Raw genomic sequence first — 20434 nt, 5'->3', positions numbered from 1 at the left:
TATCCATGAAGAACTGGATTTCTCAGGTTTTTCTGCATGTATGATACTCCGACTTCTCCCTAAATGTACTTCGTGGTTTATGGTCTAAAGAGGAATAGACACTGTAAAGCAGGTCCCTTTCCCTTCGGTGCTTTTCACTTCTATTTTGCAGTCATGAAGTTCGACAATTTTCCTCGCAATCGACAACCCAAGTCCATTACCTCCATCCGATTGGCTTCTCGCTTTGTCCACCATGTAAAATCGGTCAAAAATATGAGGAAGGTCTATTTCTGGAATCCCTTTTCCCGTATCTGTTATATGAACACGAACAGCTAGGTCATTTACTTCCATGATCACTTCGATCACACCGTCTTCATCTGAGTATTTAATCGCATTGTTAATTAAGTTTTGCCATACCTGTTCAAATAAATCATGATCCGCCTTAACAGGGCAAGCTTGCAGATCGAGTTCAATATCAAGATTTTTTTCGGTCCATAATGGTTCAGCCACGAGAATCACTCTGCGTAGCTGTTCATCTAACCGATACTTTACCGGATGATAAGGATGATGCTCTGAATCAAGCGATGCAAGTCGAAGCAAATGATCACTCAGCTTTGAAAGTCTTAACGTTTCTTGATAAATAATTTCAAGATGCTCTTTTTGACGATCTGCTGGGATAATCCCATCTCTAATGGCCACTGTAAAACCACGAATCGAGGTGATCGGACTCTGGATTTCATGAGAAACATTACTAACAAAATCTTCTCGCATTTTATCAATTTTCTGAAGTTCACTTGCCATATGATTAAAGCTGTCCATCAATTCCCCGAATTCATCTTTCTTTTTATGTTTAAGACGAACGGTTAAATTTCCTGTAGCCATTTCTTTCGCCGCACTTGTCAGTCTTTTTACGGGTTCAACAATGTAGTGTGCTGCCAGCAAAATAAGAAAACTTCCAATAAGCAATACGATAAAAAGACCTACGAGCAAAATACGCTGCATGATTTCCAAAAATCCAGTAAAATCCATCTTCAGAATCAATGAGCTTCCACTATTATCGATGTTTGGTACTCCGATGAGACGTACAGGATTAGGACCCTTCTCAATATCTAAAAACAAGGGTTCTGATGTTGTAGATTGAAATAGCGGTGATACCTTTGTTTCTGTTAATGAAAAAGGCAACTCGCTCCCTTCCTTGATAACCGCTCCATAAATATGATAGTCAGATAGTATGTCCATGACCTTATCACGCTGATCAGGGTCTGTTAGATCCAGAAGAGTAGCAATATCGCCTGTAATGGTCAAAAACTGCTGTTCTAATGTCACTTTTCTTTCTGAGAATAAAGAGGTAATCCCAAAAGAAAGGAAGAGGCTGGCCAGTACAATGATAATAAAAGTAGAAACAATTCGAACACGGAGGCTTTTTTTGATCATGTTATTTATACTCCAACCGGTATCCAAGACCACGAATGGTTATGATTGTTACGGAAGAGAAAGGTTCGATCCGCTGACGCAGACGTTTAATATGAACATCCACCGTCCGCTCATCTCCTTCATAGTCAATTCCCCATAAACTTTCAATCAACTGTGTTCGGGTATAACTACGACCGGGTGAATTGGCAAGCATAAACAACAGTTCACATTCTTTCTTTTTTAATTGTACGGTTTCTTCATAAGAAGAAACCGTTAATGTGGCAAGATCAATCGTAACATCACCCAATTGAATAACTTTTGTTAGAGAAACATTATATCGCTTTAAAAGGGATTTCACCCGTAGCACAAGTTCCACTGGATCAAAGGGTTTTACCAAATAATCATCGGTTCCCGCCTGGAACCCTTTTACTTTATCTATCGATTCACCCTTGGCTGTCACCATTAGAATGGGGATATCCAAATACCTACGAATATCTTCTGTTAATTCAATACCGTCCATACGCGGCATCATCACATCAACAATCATTAAATCCACTTTCGAATGCTCAACTAAATCAAGCGCTTTCTGTCCATCCTCCGCCTCCAGAACGGAGAATTGACTATTTTCAAGATACAGCTTGATCAATTTACGGATATGCGGATCATCATCTACTACTAAAATCGTATTCATCCTATCACCTCATCATTATTCGTAACGAAGAGATTCCATCGGGTCGAGTTTTGCTGCTTTGGATGAAGGTATCACACCTGCAACTACACTGATCAATGTACTGACTCCTATTCCAAATAGCATGTATACAGGAGTCAGCTGAATTAGTTCAACACCAAATGTATTGAATAGAATATTGTTCAGTACCAAGCTGATTACCCAAGCAACTGCAACAGCAATCGTACCGCTTAACAAGCCCAACAGTGCAGACTCTGAAAAGAAAATACGACGGATATCTTTCTTTCTCGCACCAATCGCCCGCAGAATACCAATTTCTCTTGTCCGTTCCACAACGCTAATATTAAGAACCACTAAGATCATAATGCCCGATACAAGCAATGAAATACCAGCTATACCAGATAACAGCCATGATGCCATTTTCACATACGTTGTAACCTGTTCCATGATACTTGCTATTGGCGAACTTTTGAATCCCGATTTATCCACCGCTTCTTTAATGCCCTCTACATCATCCTGACTTGTCGCGTAAGCATTAATCTGTTTAGGCTGTAAGACTAAATTTTGTTGACTATATGCATTTTCAAGGGTTGAATACGAAACGTAGACGCCCGCTCCACTCATCGGCCCCATATCTTCCTGGTCATATATACCCGACACAACCCACTGCGTTTCAATAGTGACCGGCTGATTCCGTTCATCCATTTCATTAATATATAAGTTGACGGTCTTACCTACGAGCGACTTATACGTTTCTTCGCTACTCAAACTTTTTGCAAAAGATGCCGTCAGTAGCACTTGATTCTCATTAGGCAGTGTACCTGCTTCAACATTATCTGCTTTGATTGAATCTGTTACCGTTCCAAGTGCAGAGAGCTCTTTGTTCTTACCATTGAACACAACCTTGCTTTTTCCTGTGATCGTTGTAACCTTTTCGATTCTATCCACATTTTTAATGCCACTGATCATGCTGATATCTTGTTCTGTAAAAGGTTCACTCGCTAGTTCCGGCATTGGGGGTCCTTCTTGGCGTTTCACTTCACCTTTATCAGCCGTCTTTACCACATCGACGAGAAGCGGATTCAGACTCGAATTAATTTGATCATTGATATAGCCTGTCACACCGCTACCTAACGAAAGCATTAAGATTACACTTAAAATCCCGATAGCCCCACCCGTAGCAACGAGTATATTTCGCTTTGCATTTAAGGTCATGTTATTCATTGCCATTTTAAAAGAAGAAGCAAAACTTAAATTCTTCCCTTTCTTCTCAGTAGTCTCTTTAACAGACATGTTGCGCTCTTTTAGAAATTGATCTTCTTTAATACAACCATCTTCCACCAATACAATCCGGCTCCCGAAATTCGCTACCCTTTGCGAATGCGTCACGGTAATAATAAGAACACCTTTTTTCGCAATGGAATCCAGAATGCCAAGTATTTGTTCACTTGTTTCCTGATCGAGAGCACCCGTAGGTTCATCTGCCAAAATAATTTTAGGATCATTAGATAATGCCCTTGCAATGGCTACACGCTGTTTTTGACCCCCTGACAGCTGATTTGGCCGTTTCATCATGTGATCCTTCAAGCCAACTTCTGTTAGTATCTCCTTCGCGCGCTGAGTTCGTTCTTTTTTACTATTATCCGTCATTTGCATCGCAATCATTACATTTTCAAGTACAGATAAATGAGGAATTAGGTTGAAGCTTTGAAAAATAAATCCTATCTTATCTTTTCTGTATGCATCAATTTCTATTTCTTTCATTTCTCTCAGCGTCTTCCCCTGAACCATTACGTCTCCCTCGTAATCAGAGTCCATACCACCGATAATATTCATCAAGGTCGATTTCCCCGAACCAGATTCCCCTAAGATGGAAACAAATTCACCACTTTCAAATTTCACATTCACATTACTTAGAACGGGCACCTTTTCTTTGCCAGCAAGCATATATGATTTATTCAGATGCTTGATCTCTAATAACGTCATATCTATCCCTCCAACTCCTAGTTTCTCTGTCTAACAGGTTCATTGTTGAATCGTTTTTATCTGCACCTGATAACTGAATACTACCCGTTCTATATGAACTGAAAATGAACTGAATAAATGTTTCTCTCAGAAAATGAATGACGGGAGTACTTTCTATGTATCGCGTTTGGAGTGAAATACGAGAATACACTATGAAAATGATGAGCCTGACAGAACGCAAAAGATCCACCAAGCATATGCAAGGTAGATCGTTATGTGCATTTATTATATTAATAAATCACCATGGTTCCCGAAGCCCCTGTCTCTGGTTATCCGGTGAATTCTCGTCGAACTCGGCACCGCCAGATATATCGAGAAAGATATAATCGCCCGCATAATCAGCCATCTTCTCCTCAGATATGCTAAGCGCGTCTATCTTAGCTTCAATCAGATCCTTCCTCACCTTGTCAGGCGGGGTCAGACCAAGCTGTTGGTAGATGGCTTGTCCGCCGCGGTTAACGCCATCTCCGTAAATATAAAACTCTTTTCCGAAGGGCCCCATAATCGAATAAGTCGATCCTTCCTTAACCAGCCCTTGTATTGAAGCGTTAGCCTTCTTTACCTTATCGTCAAATACAGCCAGCCATTCCTCAGCTTCTTTCTCCTTACCGAGAATCTTGCCGAACGCTCTCATTTCGACATGCACCTCGTGATAAGTACCATAAGGAATCACTAGCGTTGGCGCTTGCCTTTTCAGAAAGATCAGTGATTTAGATATATCCCTTTCAAATAAAACGGTACCCCCACTGCCGTCCCAAACCCACCCATGTCTTTGCCTATTGTCCAACATAATATTAATTCCTTCTGATTTTTGTCTAATTGATTATACCCAAACCTAGGGGTGCTCTTCTTTTAAAATACGTGTAAGGTTATAGAAACTGCAACATAGCGGACTGGAACCTTCAATATGGGATGACTCCATAGTTTCATAGTTTTATTTTAAGAATAAATTAGCCAATCATTCGACTTTTTTCTTTGCAATTACGAATACATAAGTAGGAACACAATTTAGTCAGGAGGTGAACGCAGCGGCCGTTATGGATAATGAAAAAAAACGGATTAGACGAATCAAGAAAAAGGCGGACCGAACGGCCGCCGGCGAATTAATCGCCAAGTATTACAAGGAAATTTACGCTTTTGTCTACAAACAGCTACTACACAAGGAAACTGCAATGGACCTCACTCAGGAAATTTTCACGGGTGTACTGCAAAGTATCCAATCCTTCAATGGAGAAAAGGCTTCTTTCTGTACTTGGCTGTACAGAATCGCTTCCAACCATATTGTGGATTACTACCGTTCCAAAACATACAAAAATACGCAGCTAATCGATCACATGGAGGACCGCGACTTCCCCGAGGAGGTAGACTTCACACTTACTCTGGAGTATCAGCAGGATGTTGAAAGGATCATGGTCATCGTGGAGTCGTTCGAGGCGAAGGCTCAGCAAATTTTCAGGCTCAAGCTGTTTGCTGATCGTACATTTGCGGAAATTGCCGAGATCATAACCCTGCCCGACTCTACCGTTAAGGCGAACTATTACGCATCGATTCGTAGAATCAAACAAAAATTCGAGGAGGTTCAGGCTATGCTACTGTTTCTTTTTTTTAAGGAAGACTGGATTGTGACCTCACTGCTTCAAAATATTACTACGATATACCGACGTTTTCTTTCTCTTTGGCGGAAGAACCTTGGCTAAACAATATTTCTGCCGAGTATTTTGTGTCCTTTAAAGCATCTGTAAATCTTTGCTCATCTTGAACCCATCTAGGTTCATCTTTAGTAGGCAATACGATCCCGACATCAACTTTACTACTCTTACCGCATGCTGAGACTACTACTGCTAGCATCATTATAAACGAGCAAGAATGGAATAGCTTTTAGAGCCTTTTTCATTTAGAAAACTCTCCCCTTTTTTGATTACTTCCGTTAATTCATACATGATAATATCATTTGGTTTCCCATCTTAGAATAGAAAATACTCATTTATTTCATGAATATACTCACATTTCAACGAATAGATTTTTGTGAACATATACCCGTTTAGTGGGTCACATTCTGGAAATGGAGCATTAATATAGACATTATCAAACATGAAAAAAACAAAAGGAAAATCCCTTTTGCTTATGCCAATGTAAAGGATAGTTGTCTTCGACCCTAAATTTGAATAAAAATTAATTTAAAAGAGGATTATGGTTAATTTTGCCGAATATTAGATTTAGTTCAAAAAGACTATAACACCATTAGACAGGAGCCGAATCATTGCAAACACCACCTAGAAAAATAGGCAATCAGACCTACAAATCTTCGCAAGCTTCAACCAACAAACCCGCTAGCGCTCAAAGACCAATAGTTAAACCTCAAGCGAACAGGACAGTCCCAGCTCAAGTCGCAGGAGCAGCAAGAAGCTCATCAGGTACTCAGAGTAAAACTCCGGCTGCAACCAAGAATTCCAAGAAGCGGCAGCCCAAAAACAGATTAGGACAAGCGATTGTATCACTTATTTTCGGAATATTTAGCATTATACTCTCAATCATAGCACTATTGAAATTAGTTAACGATGCTTTAAACCCATATACAAATCAAACCTCCGCAACGGCTGGATTTATTGTACTAGCCTTTCTGATTTTTATGTTTAGTCTAATCGGATTCATATTAGGCATAAGAGCAAAACGCTCCACAAGCGGAAGAGGTATGGCTATAGCCGGAATTATAATGACGAGCCCTCCTCTATTTCTGATCATCCTCGGTATTGGGGGAACAATCCTCATTTCTATGTCATTTTTATCAAGATAGCCTTCTCAGGCTGAAATTAGAGCTTGGTTAGAAGAAAGACACTAATGATATATTAGTGTCTTTTAATGAATTCACAATCAAATTTTAGTTAGAGTCCATCCATCGCTGCGTAGGTTATTTTTTATAATGGTGTCGCTTGATGTAACGCAAGCTTCATCTCAATTACCAGGTTTTTTACAATCAGGTCAACTGCAGGCTCATCCATCATGTCCGAATGTTTGCCTGGCATACTGTAAATCTTTATCTTGTCATTCAACAAATATCGCCAGTCATCAGATAGATTCTCTCCTTCTTCTGCATTGAAATAAATCAATTCTTGTGTATAAGCTGTGACGGAATGAGTAGCTACAATTTGGGTATTAAATAGGCACGTATTCACTATTCTTTTAATACTAGTGCTATCAGCATCCTCTGGTAAAAGCCCTTCTTGCACCACCTGCTGATACAAATACTGATATTTTTCTTCTCTGTACTTGTCTTGAAACTCTTCGTTGAGATCAATCTGATTTTCTGCAATAAGCTGCCCCCTCTGTACGAAGCCTTCGTTTTCTGTAATTTCGTATCTATCTCCAGGGATGGCCGTGTCCATCAAGACGAGTAGACTTACTTCATCGCCTTGTGCTAATAATTGAATGGCCATCTCATACGCAATTGCTCCTCCTAATGACCATCCACCAAGTCGATACGGACCTCTTGGCTGAACTAGCTTTATTTCCTCAATGTAGCCACTAGAAATTTCTGACAAGGTCTTCTCCATCACAACTTCTTGTTCTAATTGTGGCGATTGTAGACCATAGAATGTGCAGTACTTTTTCAACTTCCGAGCCATGCGAGTGTAGCAGAAGATATTTCCTCCTGCGGGATGAATACAGAAAAACGGTTCTTGGTCAGAGTCTTGCATTTTGACCACAACTGTATATGGTTGGTTGATCTTATCGCTGTGCTTGCGAATGAGGCACGCAAGCATCTCAATCGTTGGATTCTGAAACAACGCTGAGACCTGAATATCTTTGAGTAGTTTGCTCTTGATTTGAGCGAGTAATTTAACCGCTAATAATGAATGCCCGCCCAGTTCGAAGAAATTATCTGTAATTCCGATATTTTCAGCATCTAAGACGTCTTCCCATATTTGTACAAGTTGAAATTCAATGTAATCTCTAGCAATAACTTGTTCGGATTTTTCTTCATTTGTAGTATTCAGATCATTAATCAGCTCTTTTCGGTCGATCTTTCCGTTCAGAGTAAGTGGTAAAGATTGCCTCTCAACAAAGAGTGCTGGTACCATATAGCCCGGTAATTGAGCTACGAGCTGTTCTCTCCACCCTTTTGCATCTCCTTTACCAGTAACGAAGGCAACCAATCGTTTATCCCCAGATCTATCTTCATGAATGAATACTACAGCTTTTTCTACAGAAGCAAGCCGCATTAAAGTAGATTCGATTTCACCGATCTCAATGCGGTATCCTCTGATCTTCACTTGATCGTCAAGACGGCCCAGAAAATCAATGTTTCCATCTGGAAAATATTTCACTCGATCTCCAGTCCGGTATAGACGATCTCCGGATTGTTTACTGAATGGATTAGATATGAATCGCTCTGAGGTCAGAGCTGGAAGATTCAGATACCCGCGAGCTAATCCAGCCCCTCCAATATACAACTCCCCAGCAACATCAACAGGTACAGGCTGTAAATTCTGATCCAACACATACACCTTTACATTTGCAATTGGACGTCCGATGGTTAATGGTTTTCCTTCTTCGTATACACTTGCTGTTGCGCAAACCGTGATTTCTGTTGGACCATAAGCATTGATGAATCTACGGTTTTTGCACCATCGCAAGGCAATATCTTCGGTACATGCAGATCCTGCAGAGATCACGACTTGCAGATCATTGAACATCGACTCATCCAGAACAGCTAAGACAGCAGGCGGAAGTGTGGCATGTGTGATGCGGTTATCTTGGAACAATCGAACCATCTGTGATCCAGGAATGATTTCATCTTGATTCATCAAGCATAAGGTTGCTCCTACAATCAGGGCCGTAAAGATTTCTGATACCGCTGCATCAAAGGCTATGGAAGCAAACTGCGCCACTGTGCTATTGGCATCTATTTGGAACAGATCGATTTGAGCATGAACAAGATTACATAACCCTCTGTGCTCCAGCATCGTCCCTTTAGGTTTCCCTGTAGAACCTGAGGTATAAATGACATAGGCCAACGCATTCGGTGTGACTATGCTGTACGGTGAATTAATGTCCTCCCGTTCAAGCTCTGATTGAACACGATCCAAACATATCGTCTCTACGCCCTCTGGAAGCCAATGAATCAATGATACTTGAGTTACCACGTACTTCAGATCAGCATCTTGTAGAATATACCGCAACCGATTTTCAGGATAAGCTGGATCCAGCGGAACATAGGCTCCTCCGGCTTTGAGGATACCCAAGAGCCCTATAATCATCTCGGGTGAGCGTTCCATACAAAGGCCAACAAGTGTTTCCGAAACCACGCCGCGTTTTTGCAAGTAGTGTGCCAATTGGTTAGCACGCTTATTAAGTTCTTGATAAGTAAGTGGTTGCCCCTCATATAACACAGCAACAGCTTCTGGGGTTAACTCTACCTGCTCTACGAATAAGGCTAAAATATTGGAATCGAGTGGATAATCAACACGGGTTTCATTCCAGTTGACCACCATTTGCTTGTATTCCGATTCAGTCAACAGTTGTAGATTACCCATAGGCACATTCGGATGTCCGACTACTTCATGCAGCCAATTCGCAAAATGTTCCGCCAATTGTTCCACCCATGATACGTCAAACAAATCCGTGTTGTACTCAAAAGCTACCAGAAGTCCCGTTGGAGACTCTTCCAAAGAGACGGTTAGATCAAACTTGGCGACAGACATCTGATTATCTATATATTCCAGACTCCGATCCGATAATTCAGGGAGCTTGCTCAAGGAACTTTGCAGGGTAAAGACCGTCTGAAATAATGGTGAATGACTGGTGCTTCGTTCCGGTTGAACTTCCTGTACGATTCTGTCAAAGGGTACGTCTTGGTTCTCGTGAGCTTGAAGAGCTTTTTTACGCATTTGAGCTAACAGTTGTTGGAACGTTAGATTTTTACTCAGATCCGCTCGATACATCAACGTGTTCACAAAAAATCCGATCAATCCTTCGATGCCCTGATGATTACGGTTAGCGATCGGACTCCCAACTAGAATGTCTGTTTGTCCCGTGTAGCGAGAAAGAAATCCCTGGTACGCGCTCAGGCATGTCATGAACAAGGTACTTCCTTCGCTCCTACTCAACTCTTTAAGTTTGTTCAACAAAGCGTAAGGAAGCGTAAATTGGTACATGGCTCCATGATAGCTTTGGACAGCAGGTCGTGGTCGGTCGAACGGTAATTGTAGGACAGGAAGTTCTCCTGATAATTGCTCTTTCCAATAATGTAGTTGTTGTTTCATGACATTTTCCGTCAACCATTCACGCTGCCATTGGGCGAAGTCCGCATATTGGACTGGTAATGGACTGAGACATGTTGGCTTTTCTTGAACTGCTTCTTCATATAAGGCCAGCCATTCTTTCAAGAAAATCCCCATGGACCAACCATCTGAGATGATGTGATGCAATGTACAAACAAAAATCCATTCGGTTTGATCCATCTGAATGAACTGGGCACGGATCAGTGGTCCTTGAGCTAAGTCAAACGGAGCTTCCGCTTCATCTTGGATCAAACGCTTCATCTCTTCTTCTCTCTCTTCATACAAGAAGATCGTTAGATCAGTTACTGGGTAAGCTTTGGGGCTGAAGGATCGCACCACTTGCACAGGTTGTCCATCTACTTCTTGTATGACGGTGCGAAGTACTTCATGCCGCTCGATTAGTGCATTTAACGCCTGTTGAAGCGCGGCCGGTATCCACTCTCCTTTTAAACGCCAAGCAACCGGAATATTGTAAACTGGGCTATTTGGAATTAATCGCTCTAAGAACCAAAGTCGCTGTTGGGCATAGGATACAGGCATATTCTCCCTACGCTCAACGGGGAGAAGTGGTGGTAATTCATAAGCTGTTTCTCTTGACTGTAACTGATTGATCCGCAGAGCCAATGACTCAACCGTAGGATGTTGAAACAGTTCCACTAACGGCAATTCTATGTGAAGGGTATCCTGTAAACGAGAGATAACCTGAATAGCTAACAGAGAATGCCCACCCAACTCAAAAAATGAATCGTAAACACCAATATTGTTCACTTTTAAAACTTGACTCCATACTTCAGCCACGAGGTCCTCCGAAGAGTTACGAGGAGCAACGTAGCTATCTGTAGCACGCTGGCTATCTGGAACTGGCAGAGCTTGGAGATCTATTTTACCATTCAACGTAAGTGGCAAGGATTCCATATGCACAAAATGAGATGGCATCATGTAGGAAGGTAACTGTTCTTTTACTTGCTTGTGCCAGCTTATCTCTTCATTTTCACCTACCACATAAGCCACTAAGCGTTTATCTCCAGGTGTATCTTCGCGAGCCATTATGACGACCTCTCGAACAGAATGGAGCTCATATAATACCGTTTCAATTTCGCCTAATTCCACACGGTAGCCCCTAATCTTCACTTGATGGTCAAGACGGCCCAGATAATCAATGTTTCCATCTGGGAGATATCTGACCAAATCTCCAGTCCGGTATAGACGATCACCGGATTGTTTACTGAACGGATTAGATATGAATCGCTCTGAGGTCAGGGTTGGAAGATTCAGATACCCGCGAGCTAATCCAGCCCCTCCAATATACAGCTCCCCAGCAACACCAACAGGTACAGGCTGTAAATTCTGATCCAACACATACACCTTTACATTTGCAATTGGACGTCCGATGGTTAATGGTTTTCCTTCTTCGTATACACTTGCTGTTGCGCAAACCGTGATTTCTGTTGGACCATAAGCATTGATAAATCGGCGGTTTTTGCACCATCGCAAGGCAATATCTTCGGTACATGCAGATCCTGCAGAGATCACGACTTGCAGATCATTGAACATCGACTCATCCAGAACAGCTAAGACAGCAGGCGGAAGTGTGGCATGTGTGATGCGGTTATCTTGGAACAATCGAACCATCTGTGATCCAGGGATAATATCCTCTTGATTCATCAAGCATAAGGTTGCTCCTGCAATCAGGGCCGTAAAGATTTCTGATACCGCTGCATCAAAGGCTATAGAAGCAAACTGCGCCACTGTGCTATTGGCATCTATTTGGAACAGATCGATTTGAGCATGAACAAGATTACATAACCCTCTGTGCTCCAGCATCGTCCCTTTAGGTTTGCCTGTAGAACCTGAGGTATAGATGACATAGGCCAACGCATTCGGTATGACAGTGCTGATCGGTAAATCTAGTTCTTCCTGTTCGAGCTCTGATTGAAGACGATCCAGACAAATCACCTCTACGCCCTCTGGAAGCCAACTCATCAATGAGCCTTGAGTTACTACGTACTTCAGATCAGCATCTTGCAGGATATACCGCAACCGATTTTCAGGATAAGCTGGATCCAGCGGAACGTAGGCTCCTCCGGCTTTGAGGATACCCAAGAGCCCTATAATCATCTCGGGTGAGCGTTCCATACAAAGGCCTACTAGTATTTCCGAAACCACGCCGCGTTTTTGCAAGTATTGTGCCAATTGGTTAGCACGCTTATTAAGTTCTTGGTAAGTAAGTGGTTGCCCCTCATATAACACAGCAACAGCTTCTGGGGTTAACTCTACCTGCTCTACGAATAAGGCTAGAATATTGGAATCGAGTGGATAATCAACACAGGTTTCATTCCAGTTGACCACCATTTGCTTGTATTCCGATGCAGTCAGCAGCTGTAAATTAACCATAGGCACATTCGGATGTTCGACTACCTCATGCAGCCAATTCGCAAAGTGTTCCGCCATCTGTTCCACCGATGATACGTCAAACAAATCCGTGTTGTACTCAAAAGCTACCAGAAGTCCCGTTGGAGACTCTTCCAAAGAGACGGTTAGATCAAATTTGGCGACAGACATCTGATTATCTATATATTCCAGACTCCGATCCGATAATTCCGGGAGCTTGCTCAAGGAACTTTGCAGGGTAAAGACCGTCTGAAATAATGGTGAATGACTGGTGCTTCGTTCCGGTTGAACTTCCTGTACGATTCTGTCAAAGGGTACGTCTTGGTTCTCGTGAGCTTGAAGAGCTTTTTTACGCATTTGAGCTAACAGTTGTTGGAACGTTAGATTTTTACTCAGATCCGCTCGATACATCAACGTGTTCACAAAAAATCCGATCAATCCTTCGATGCCCTGATGATTACGGTTAGCGATCGGACTCCCAACCAGAATGTCTGTTTGTCCCGTGTAGCGAGAAAGAAATCCCTGGTACGCGCTCAGGCATGTCATGAACAAGGTACTTCCTTCGCTCATGCTCATCTCTTTAAGCTTGCTCAACAAAGAGTGAGGAAGCGTAACTTGGTACATGGCTCCATGATAGCTCTGGACAGCAGGTCGTGGTCGGTCGAACGGTAATTGTAGGACAGGAAGTTCTCCTAATAATTGCTCTTTCCAATAATGTATTTGTTGTTTCATGACATCTTCCGTCAACCATTCACGCTGCCATTGGGCGAAGTCCGCATATTGGACTGGTAATGGACTGAGACATGTTGATTTTTCTTGAGCAGCTTCTTCATATAAGGCCAGCCATTCTTCCAAGAAAATCGCCATGGACCAACCATCTGAGATGATGTGATGCAATGTACAAACAAAAACCCATTCGGTTATATCCATCTGAATGAACTGTGCACGGATCAGCGGCCCTTGCGCTAAATCAAACGGAGCTTCCGCCTCATCTTGGATCAAACGCGTCATCTCTACTTCTCTCTCTTCATACAAGAGATTCATCAGGTCAATAACTGGGTAAACTTTGGGACTGAAGGATCGTACGACTTGCACAGGTTGTCCATCTACTTCTTGTATGATGGTACGCAAAGCCTCATGACGCTTGATTAGTGAATTTAATGCCTGTTGAAGCGCTTCTGGTACCCATTTCCCTTTTAAACGCAAAGCAACTGGAATATTGTAAAGCGGACTGTTTGGAATTAATCGCTCCATGAACCAAAGCCGCTGTTGGGCATAGGATACAGGCATATTTTCCCTACGCTCTACGGGCAGAAGTGGTGGTAATTTACAAGCTGTTTCTCTTGGCTGTAATTGGTTGATCCTCAGAGCCAATGATTCAACCGTAGAATGTTGAAACAGTTCCACTAATGGCAACTCAATGTGGAGAGCATCCTGCAAGCGGGAGATAACTTGGATAGCTAACAGAGAGTGGCCGCCCAACTCAAAAAATGAATCGTAAATACCAATATTGTTCACTTTTAAAACTTGGCTCCATACTGCAGCAACGAGGTCCTCTGAAGAGTTACGAGGAGCAACGTAGCTATCTGTAGCACGCTGTCCATCTGGAACCGGCAGAGCCTCGAGATCTATTTTGCCATTAGGCGTAAGTGGCAAGGATTCCATATGTACAAAATGAGATGGCATCATGTAGGAAGGTAATTCCCCTTTTACGTGCTTACGCCAGCTTATCTCGTCATTTCCCCCTACAATATAGGCCACTAAGCGTTTATCTCCAGGTGTATCTTCGCGAGCCATTATGACTGCCTCTTTAACAGAATGGAGCTCATATAATATCGTTTCAATTTCGGCTAATTCTACACGGTAGCCCCTAATCTTCACTTGATGGTCAATCCGGTCAAGGAATTCAATGTTACCATCTGGGAGATATCTGACCAAATCTCCTGTGCGGTATAGACGTGATCCCGGTTGGTTGGTAAATGGATTAGAGATAAAGCGTTCTTCGGTCAAAGTTGAACGATTTAGATATCCGCTGGCTAAACCATCTCCACCAATATACAGTTCCCCGCTTACGCCGATTGGCTGTAACTGAAGTTCCTGATTTAACACGTACAATTGCGTATTGTTTAGTGGTTTACCAATGGGTACAGTGCCCATTTCTTTGATACCGTGATCAACACTATACTGGGTCGCAAATACGGTTGTTTCTGTTGGACCATATACATGGCTGATCCGGTGATTCCCCAAATAATCAAGCGCCTTTTCCACATGCTTCACCGATACGCGCTCCCCACCGAACAAAACTCTTCTCACTCCTTGGAAGCAAGAGATATCCAAATCGACTAGAGTATTAAACAAAGCAGTTGTCATAAAGGAAATCGTAATTCGCTCATTTCGGATCATCTGTACCAATTTTTTGACGTTGTGTACTACCTCATTGGGAACCAAAATCAAGGTCGCTCCATTGAATAGAGCTGTAAAAATATCGAATGTGGAACCATCGAAGGCATAGTTAGAGATTTGGATTATCCGATCATTTTCATCCACTTTTAAATGTCCGTTATTGCAAATCGTTTTGACGATATTTTGGTGTGTTGTCAAGTTTCCTTTGGGATTACCTGTAGATCCCGAGGTATACATTACATAGGCTGTATCCATTGGTGTTAATTTGCTTTCTGGTACAACAACGCTTTCTTGATCAATCTTCTCTTTGTCACCGTCAAGACAAATCACTTCCATTTTTTCGGGGAGCCAGTCTTGTAACGATTTCTGTGTCACCATGATGTGGATGTCGGCGTCTTGCAAAATATAACGCAGACGCTTCTTTGGATGTGTGGGGTCAAATGGAATATAAGCGCCCCCTGCTTTGAGGATACCTAAGAGTGCGATAATCATCTCAGGAGAACGTTCAATGCAAACACCTACTAGCTTTTCTGGTCCGACTCCACGTTTTTGCAAATAGTGTGCCAATTGGTTAGCTCTTTCATTAAGCTCAAGGTAAGTGAGTTGTTGATCTTTAAATACCACAGCCACGGCATCCGGGTTACGTAGTATTTGCTTATCGAACAAATCCAAAATTACAGCTTCTCGCGGGTAATTGGTTATAGTATTATTCCATTCTTCGAGCAACAGCTTGCGCTCTGCATCAGGCACCAAGCTCAGACCTCCCAGTGGTACCTCCGGATACTCGGCTAATTCATGTAGCCATTTAGAAAAATGTGTAGCCATACGCTCTACAGTGGATGGGTAGAACAAATCCGTATTATATTCAAATACGGCTATTAAACCGTCTTTTGTTTCTTGTGTCAATAATGTCATATCGAATTTAGCAACTCCAGTATGACTTTCCACCCATTCAAAAGAACGTCCTGGCATGCTCGGTAGGTTACTTGTATTGTTTTGCAGGGTGAACATGGTCTGAAAGATAGGCGAATGGCTTGTGCAACGCTGCGGTTGCACTTCTTCCACCACTTTTTCAAAAGGTATATCCTGAAATTCATAGGCTTTTAGTGCCTTCTGACGTACTTGTCCTAAGAACTCTTGGAACGTTGGATTTCCGCTCAAATCTGCCCGGTACGTCAGTGTATTGACAAAGAAACCGATCATTCCCTCAATACCCTTGTGATTGCGGTTAGCGACTGGACTTCCTACAATGATATCTTCTTGACCACTATAGCGAGAGAGGAAACTCTGATATGCAGCCAGCAGGGTTATGAATAAGCTTGTTCCTTCCTGACGACTTAGCTCCTTAAGCTTCTTCAATATTGAAGATGGGATCGTCTTGGAATAAATAGCTCCTTTATAAGTTTGTACAGCAGGACGAGGACGGTCTATTGGTAATTGTAAAACTGGAAGTTGTCCCATCAGTTCCGCTTTCCAGTATCCCAGTTGCTGATTCATTACGTCATTACTTAGCCAGTTCCGTTGCCATGAGGAAAAATCAGCATACTGCACAGGCAATGTAGCAAGTTCAGTAGATTTCCCTCCTGCAATTTCTTCATACAACGCTAGCCATTCATGAATGAACACATTCATCGACCAACCATCTGAAATAATGTGGTGCATGGTGCAGAGGATCACCCACTCTGCTTGATCTAACTTGATAAATTGGATCCTGATTAAAGGCCCTTGAGCCAAATGAAACGGAGTTCGTGCTTCGATTTGGGCGAGGCGCTTCATTTCTAGTTCTCTTTCTTCCACTCTAAGCTCTGTCAAGCAGGTGGTTGGCCAAATCTGCGACTCAAACGGCAAGATCTGTTGCATAGGTTGTTCATTCTCTTCGATAATGACTGTCCGCAATGATTCGTGACGTTCAATTAATGAGTTTATCCCTCTTGCCAAAGCTTCCTTGGACCATTCGCCTTTAAGACGCCAGATTACCGGAATGTTATAAAGAGCGCTGTTAGGTATAAGGCGATCAAAATACCAGAGACGTTGTTGGGCATATGATAGCTGTAGTAAGTTACCGCGGTCTACTGGCGTAATTGGCGGTAATTTGCAAGCTGTACCACCTTGACGCAACTCCTCCACTCGTTGCGCCAACGATTCGACACTCACATGTTCGAACAGATCACGCAACGGCATCTCAATTTCAAATGTTTCTTGCAAACGGGAAAGCACCTGTGTAGCTACAAGTGAATGTCCCCCCAAAGCGAAGAACGATTCGTGAACTCCAATGGTTTCAACTTCTAAAATCTGACTCCATATTGAAGCGATCAGTTCCTCTATAGGGGTACGTGGTGCAATAATAATTTCTTTATTTAGATGCTCTGTCATATCTAGCAATGCTTTGCGATCGATTTTCCCGTTCGGAGTAACGGGCATGGATTCCATTTTGACAAAGTGGTCAGGAATCATGTACACAGGTAATTGAGCACGTAAATGCTCTTGCCACTCATGTTTATTTCCCTCACCTATGACATAGGCAACCAATCGCTTGCTTCCCAGCTGGTCTTCTTGGATCAGCAGTACTGCTTCTCTTATGGAAGAATAGTCTAGCAGAATTGCTTCAATTTCACCCAGTTCAATACGAAACCCTCTGATTTTAACCTGATTGTCGATCCTCCCCATAAACTTCAATTTTCCATCAGGGAGATATCTTACTAAGTCGCCTGTGCGGTATAAACGTAACCCCGATTGATTGTTGAACGGATTGGTAATGAATCGTTCTTTGGTCAATTCGGGACGATTTACATAACCGCGTGCTACTCCATCTCCTCCGATGAAAAGTTCACCCGAGATGCCTGCCGCAACCATTTGAAAATTCTCATCAAGCACATACACCTGGGTATTGCTAATGGGTCGACCAATCGGTGGAGTGCTACCTCTGTGTTGTCTAGCAGTCACTTCGTCTGATGTGGCAAGTACTGTACATTCGGTTGGCCCATAGAGATTGATCAACCGGAAAGGTAGATGATCAGACGGATACTGTGTGAGTTGATCACCACCCGTTGCCATGATTCTCAGAGCTGTATTCTCAGGCCACTCGTTACCTATCATTCTCTCTGCTAAAGGTGTTGGCATAAACGTGACCGTAATCTCATGCTTGACCATCCATTCCTGTAATGCGTCAGAATCTGCGCGAATTGACTCGGTCGGCAAGAAAAGACTTGCACCAGATGTTATAATTGTCCAAATTTCCCAAACAGAAGCATCAAAGGCTATTCCAGATAGATGAGTTCCCCGGTCATGTTCCGTGATCGGGTAGAAATGACTTCGGCCCCAGAAAATCAGATTAAGAAGGGATTGATGCTCAACTACGACTCCTTTGGGATTGCCTGTAGAACCTGATGTATAAATCACATAAACAGCATTCTTCAGGGATAACTCGCTTGCTGGCTTACTCGTGCTCTCTTGGGCAATCATCTTGCTATCTCTATCAAGACAAATCACTTCAACATCTGCTGGTACCCAGTTCAGTTGCGATTGCTGAGTCATTAAAAGCTGAATGCCAGCATCTTTCAAAATATAGCGAAGCCGATTTTCCGGATAGCTCGGATCGAGAGGGACATATGCTCCACCTGCTTTCAAGATACCAAGAAGACCCACAATCAGCTCTGGTGAACGTTCTACACATATTCCTACTAGCGATTCTGGACCGACTCCTTGTTTCTTCAAATAATGCGCAAGTTGGTTCGCTTGCACATTAAGTTCATGATAGGTTAGCTGCCGTCCTTCATAGACAATAGCTATTGCATTCGGATTTTGAAGAGTTTGGGCTTCAACCAGTTCATGTACAGTTGCATTGCGCGGGTACTCCATAGCTGTATTATTCCATTCATCCAACAATTGACTACGTTCTGCTTCAGATATGTAAACAATCTCTGACAGTTTACAGTTTAGATTCTCCAGGATATAGGTTAAGATTTTCACTAAATGCCTGTGAATCTGCTGAATCGTCTCCTCAGCGAATTGACTTCGGTCATACATTAGTTTCAAAGCCAATTGCTTACCCGGGAGAACGGCCAAATTCAACGGATAGTTCGTTTGTTCAATTCCTTGAACATGACAAATCTCTAAGCCCTCATCTAATTCCGATTCTTGGGCAGGATAATTTTCAAAGACATACAAGGTGTCAAACAATGGAACTCCTCGCTGAACACCACTCCACCCTTGAATCTCCGTCAATGATGTATATTCAAATTGTCGACGTTGCAGTTCTTTAAACTGTAACTCCCTAAGCCACTCAACTACTTTCTTGTCATCCGGAACGTGAACTCGAGCAGGTAAAGTATTGATAAAAAGGCCAACCATTTTTTCTACACCCGGCAATTCGGTAGATCGTCCAGAGCTAGTGACACCAAAAACGATATCGCGTTCACCGCTGTATCGGCTCAATAAGTACGCCCAAGCACCTTGAACCAACGTATTCAGGGTGAGTTGGTTTTTACGTACCCATGTTTGCAAGTCGCGGGTTTGCTCGATTGACAAGTAGCAGATGGATTCATCGTACCCACGTGCAGCTCCGTCAATTTTCCCTTCTATCGGCAATGGTGTTGGATCTGTAAAACCTTGTAATACTTCTCGCCAGTATAGTTCAGCTGATTCTTTATCCTGCTTTCTAATCCAGTGAATATAGTTTCGGTAAGGAGGAGACTTGGGCAATTCCCAATTCTCTCCATTTAGCATTTTTTGATACACCGCAAATAATTCATTCAACACCTGAGATGCGCTCCATCCATCAAGTAAGATGTGATGAAGAGTCCATACTACGCGGTGTTCGTATTCGCTTTCTTTGACGAGTGCAACCCTCATTAGCGGAACTTCATCTAACTGGAAGCCTTGTTTGTAATCATCTTGCAAAAAGGCTTCCAGTTCCTCTTGCTGCTCTTCCTTGGAATAATGGCTCCAGTCCTGTTGATTCAACTGGAACGGAATCTGCTGATATACCGCTTGTAATGGATTCTCAACCTCTTCCCATACAAATACGGAACGCAAAACCTCATGTCGGTTGACAATATATTTCCAAGCCTTCTCAAAGTGTAACGAGTCCAGTCTACCACGCAACAAAAAATTCATTTGATTGATGTAAGCAAAAGAATGATCATCTCCCTTATCATACAAGGTATGAAATAACATTCCTTCTTGAAGAGGAGACAATGCATACATATCTACAATTTCACTCATCATTTCCCTCTTTTCTTATTCGTTAGCTTAG

At 42.5% G+C, this 20434-nt stretch carries 7 protein-coding genes and 1 pseudogene; 2 read left to right on the top strand and 6 right to left on the bottom strand.

The window, feature by feature from the left end:
* Positions 1–84: 84 nt before the first annotated feature.
* The 4 genes from UB51_RS06560 to UB51_RS06545 all read right to left on the bottom strand — a co-directional run bounded on the left by UB51_RS06560 (position 85) and on the right by UB51_RS06545 (position 4895).
* A complete protein-coding gene (locus UB51_RS06560) occupies positions 85–1413 on the bottom strand; it encodes an ATP-binding protein (protein ID WP_052675779.1) in 1329 nt (442 codons plus the stop codon).
* 1 nt (position 1414) lies between these two features.
* Positions 1415–2083 (bottom strand): response regulator transcription factor, encoded by a 669-nt coding sequence (locus UB51_RS06555; RefSeq protein WP_044876618.1) that lies wholly within the window; start codon positions 2081–2083, stop codon positions 1415–1417.
* A 15-nt stretch (positions 2084–2098) separates the two neighbouring features.
* Positions 2099–4066: an ABC transporter ATP-binding protein/permease gene (locus UB51_RS06550; RefSeq protein ID WP_044876617.1), complete on the bottom strand. Its 1968-nt coding sequence runs from the start codon at positions 4064–4066 to the stop codon at positions 2099–2101.
* A gap of 277 nt (positions 4067–4343) precedes the next feature.
* Positions 4344–4895, bottom strand: a complete 552-nt coding sequence (locus tag UB51_RS06545; protein ID WP_052675778.1) for an ABC transporter substrate-binding protein — start codon at positions 4893–4895, stop codon at positions 4344–4346.
* A gap of 247 nt (positions 4896–5142) precedes the next feature.
* On the opposite strand from UB51_RS06545, the gene UB51_RS06540 reads away from it, so the two are divergent.
* Positions 5143–5802, top strand: a complete 660-nt coding sequence (locus UB51_RS06540) for an RNA polymerase sigma factor (protein ID WP_082063054.1) — start codon at positions 5143–5145, stop codon at positions 5800–5802.
* Here the strand turns inward: UB51_RS06540 and UB51_RS28735 are convergent.
* Positions 5765–5999 (bottom strand): annotated as a pseudogene (locus UB51_RS28735) (sugar ABC transporter substrate-binding protein); the annotation flags it as partial. The gene UB51_RS06540 and the pseudogene UB51_RS28735 overlap by 38 nt on opposite strands.
* A gap of 366 nt (positions 6000–6365) precedes the next feature.
* Here UB51_RS28735 and UB51_RS06535 point away from each other — a divergent pair.
* Positions 6366–6899 (top strand): tetraspanin family protein, encoded by a 534-nt coding sequence (locus UB51_RS06535; protein ID WP_044876616.1) that lies wholly within the window; start codon positions 6366–6368, stop codon positions 6897–6899.
* 121 nt (positions 6900–7020) lie between these two features.
* Here UB51_RS06535 and UB51_RS06530 read toward each other — a convergent pair whose 3' ends face one another.
* Positions 7021–20406: a non-ribosomal peptide synthetase gene (locus tag UB51_RS06530; protein WP_082063053.1), complete on the bottom strand. Its 13386-nt coding sequence runs from the start codon at positions 20404–20406 to the stop codon at positions 7021–7023.
* Positions 20407–20434: the final 28 nt, after the last annotated feature.

Source organism: Paenibacillus sp. IHBB 10380 (genome assembly GCF_000949425.1).
In the GTDB taxonomy this organism is placed as follows: domain Bacteria; phylum Bacillota; class Bacilli; order Paenibacillales; family Paenibacillaceae; genus Paenibacillus_AQ.
The sequence above is the reverse complement of the archived record's forward strand: the minus strand, read 5'-3'. Positions and strand labels throughout refer to the sequence as shown.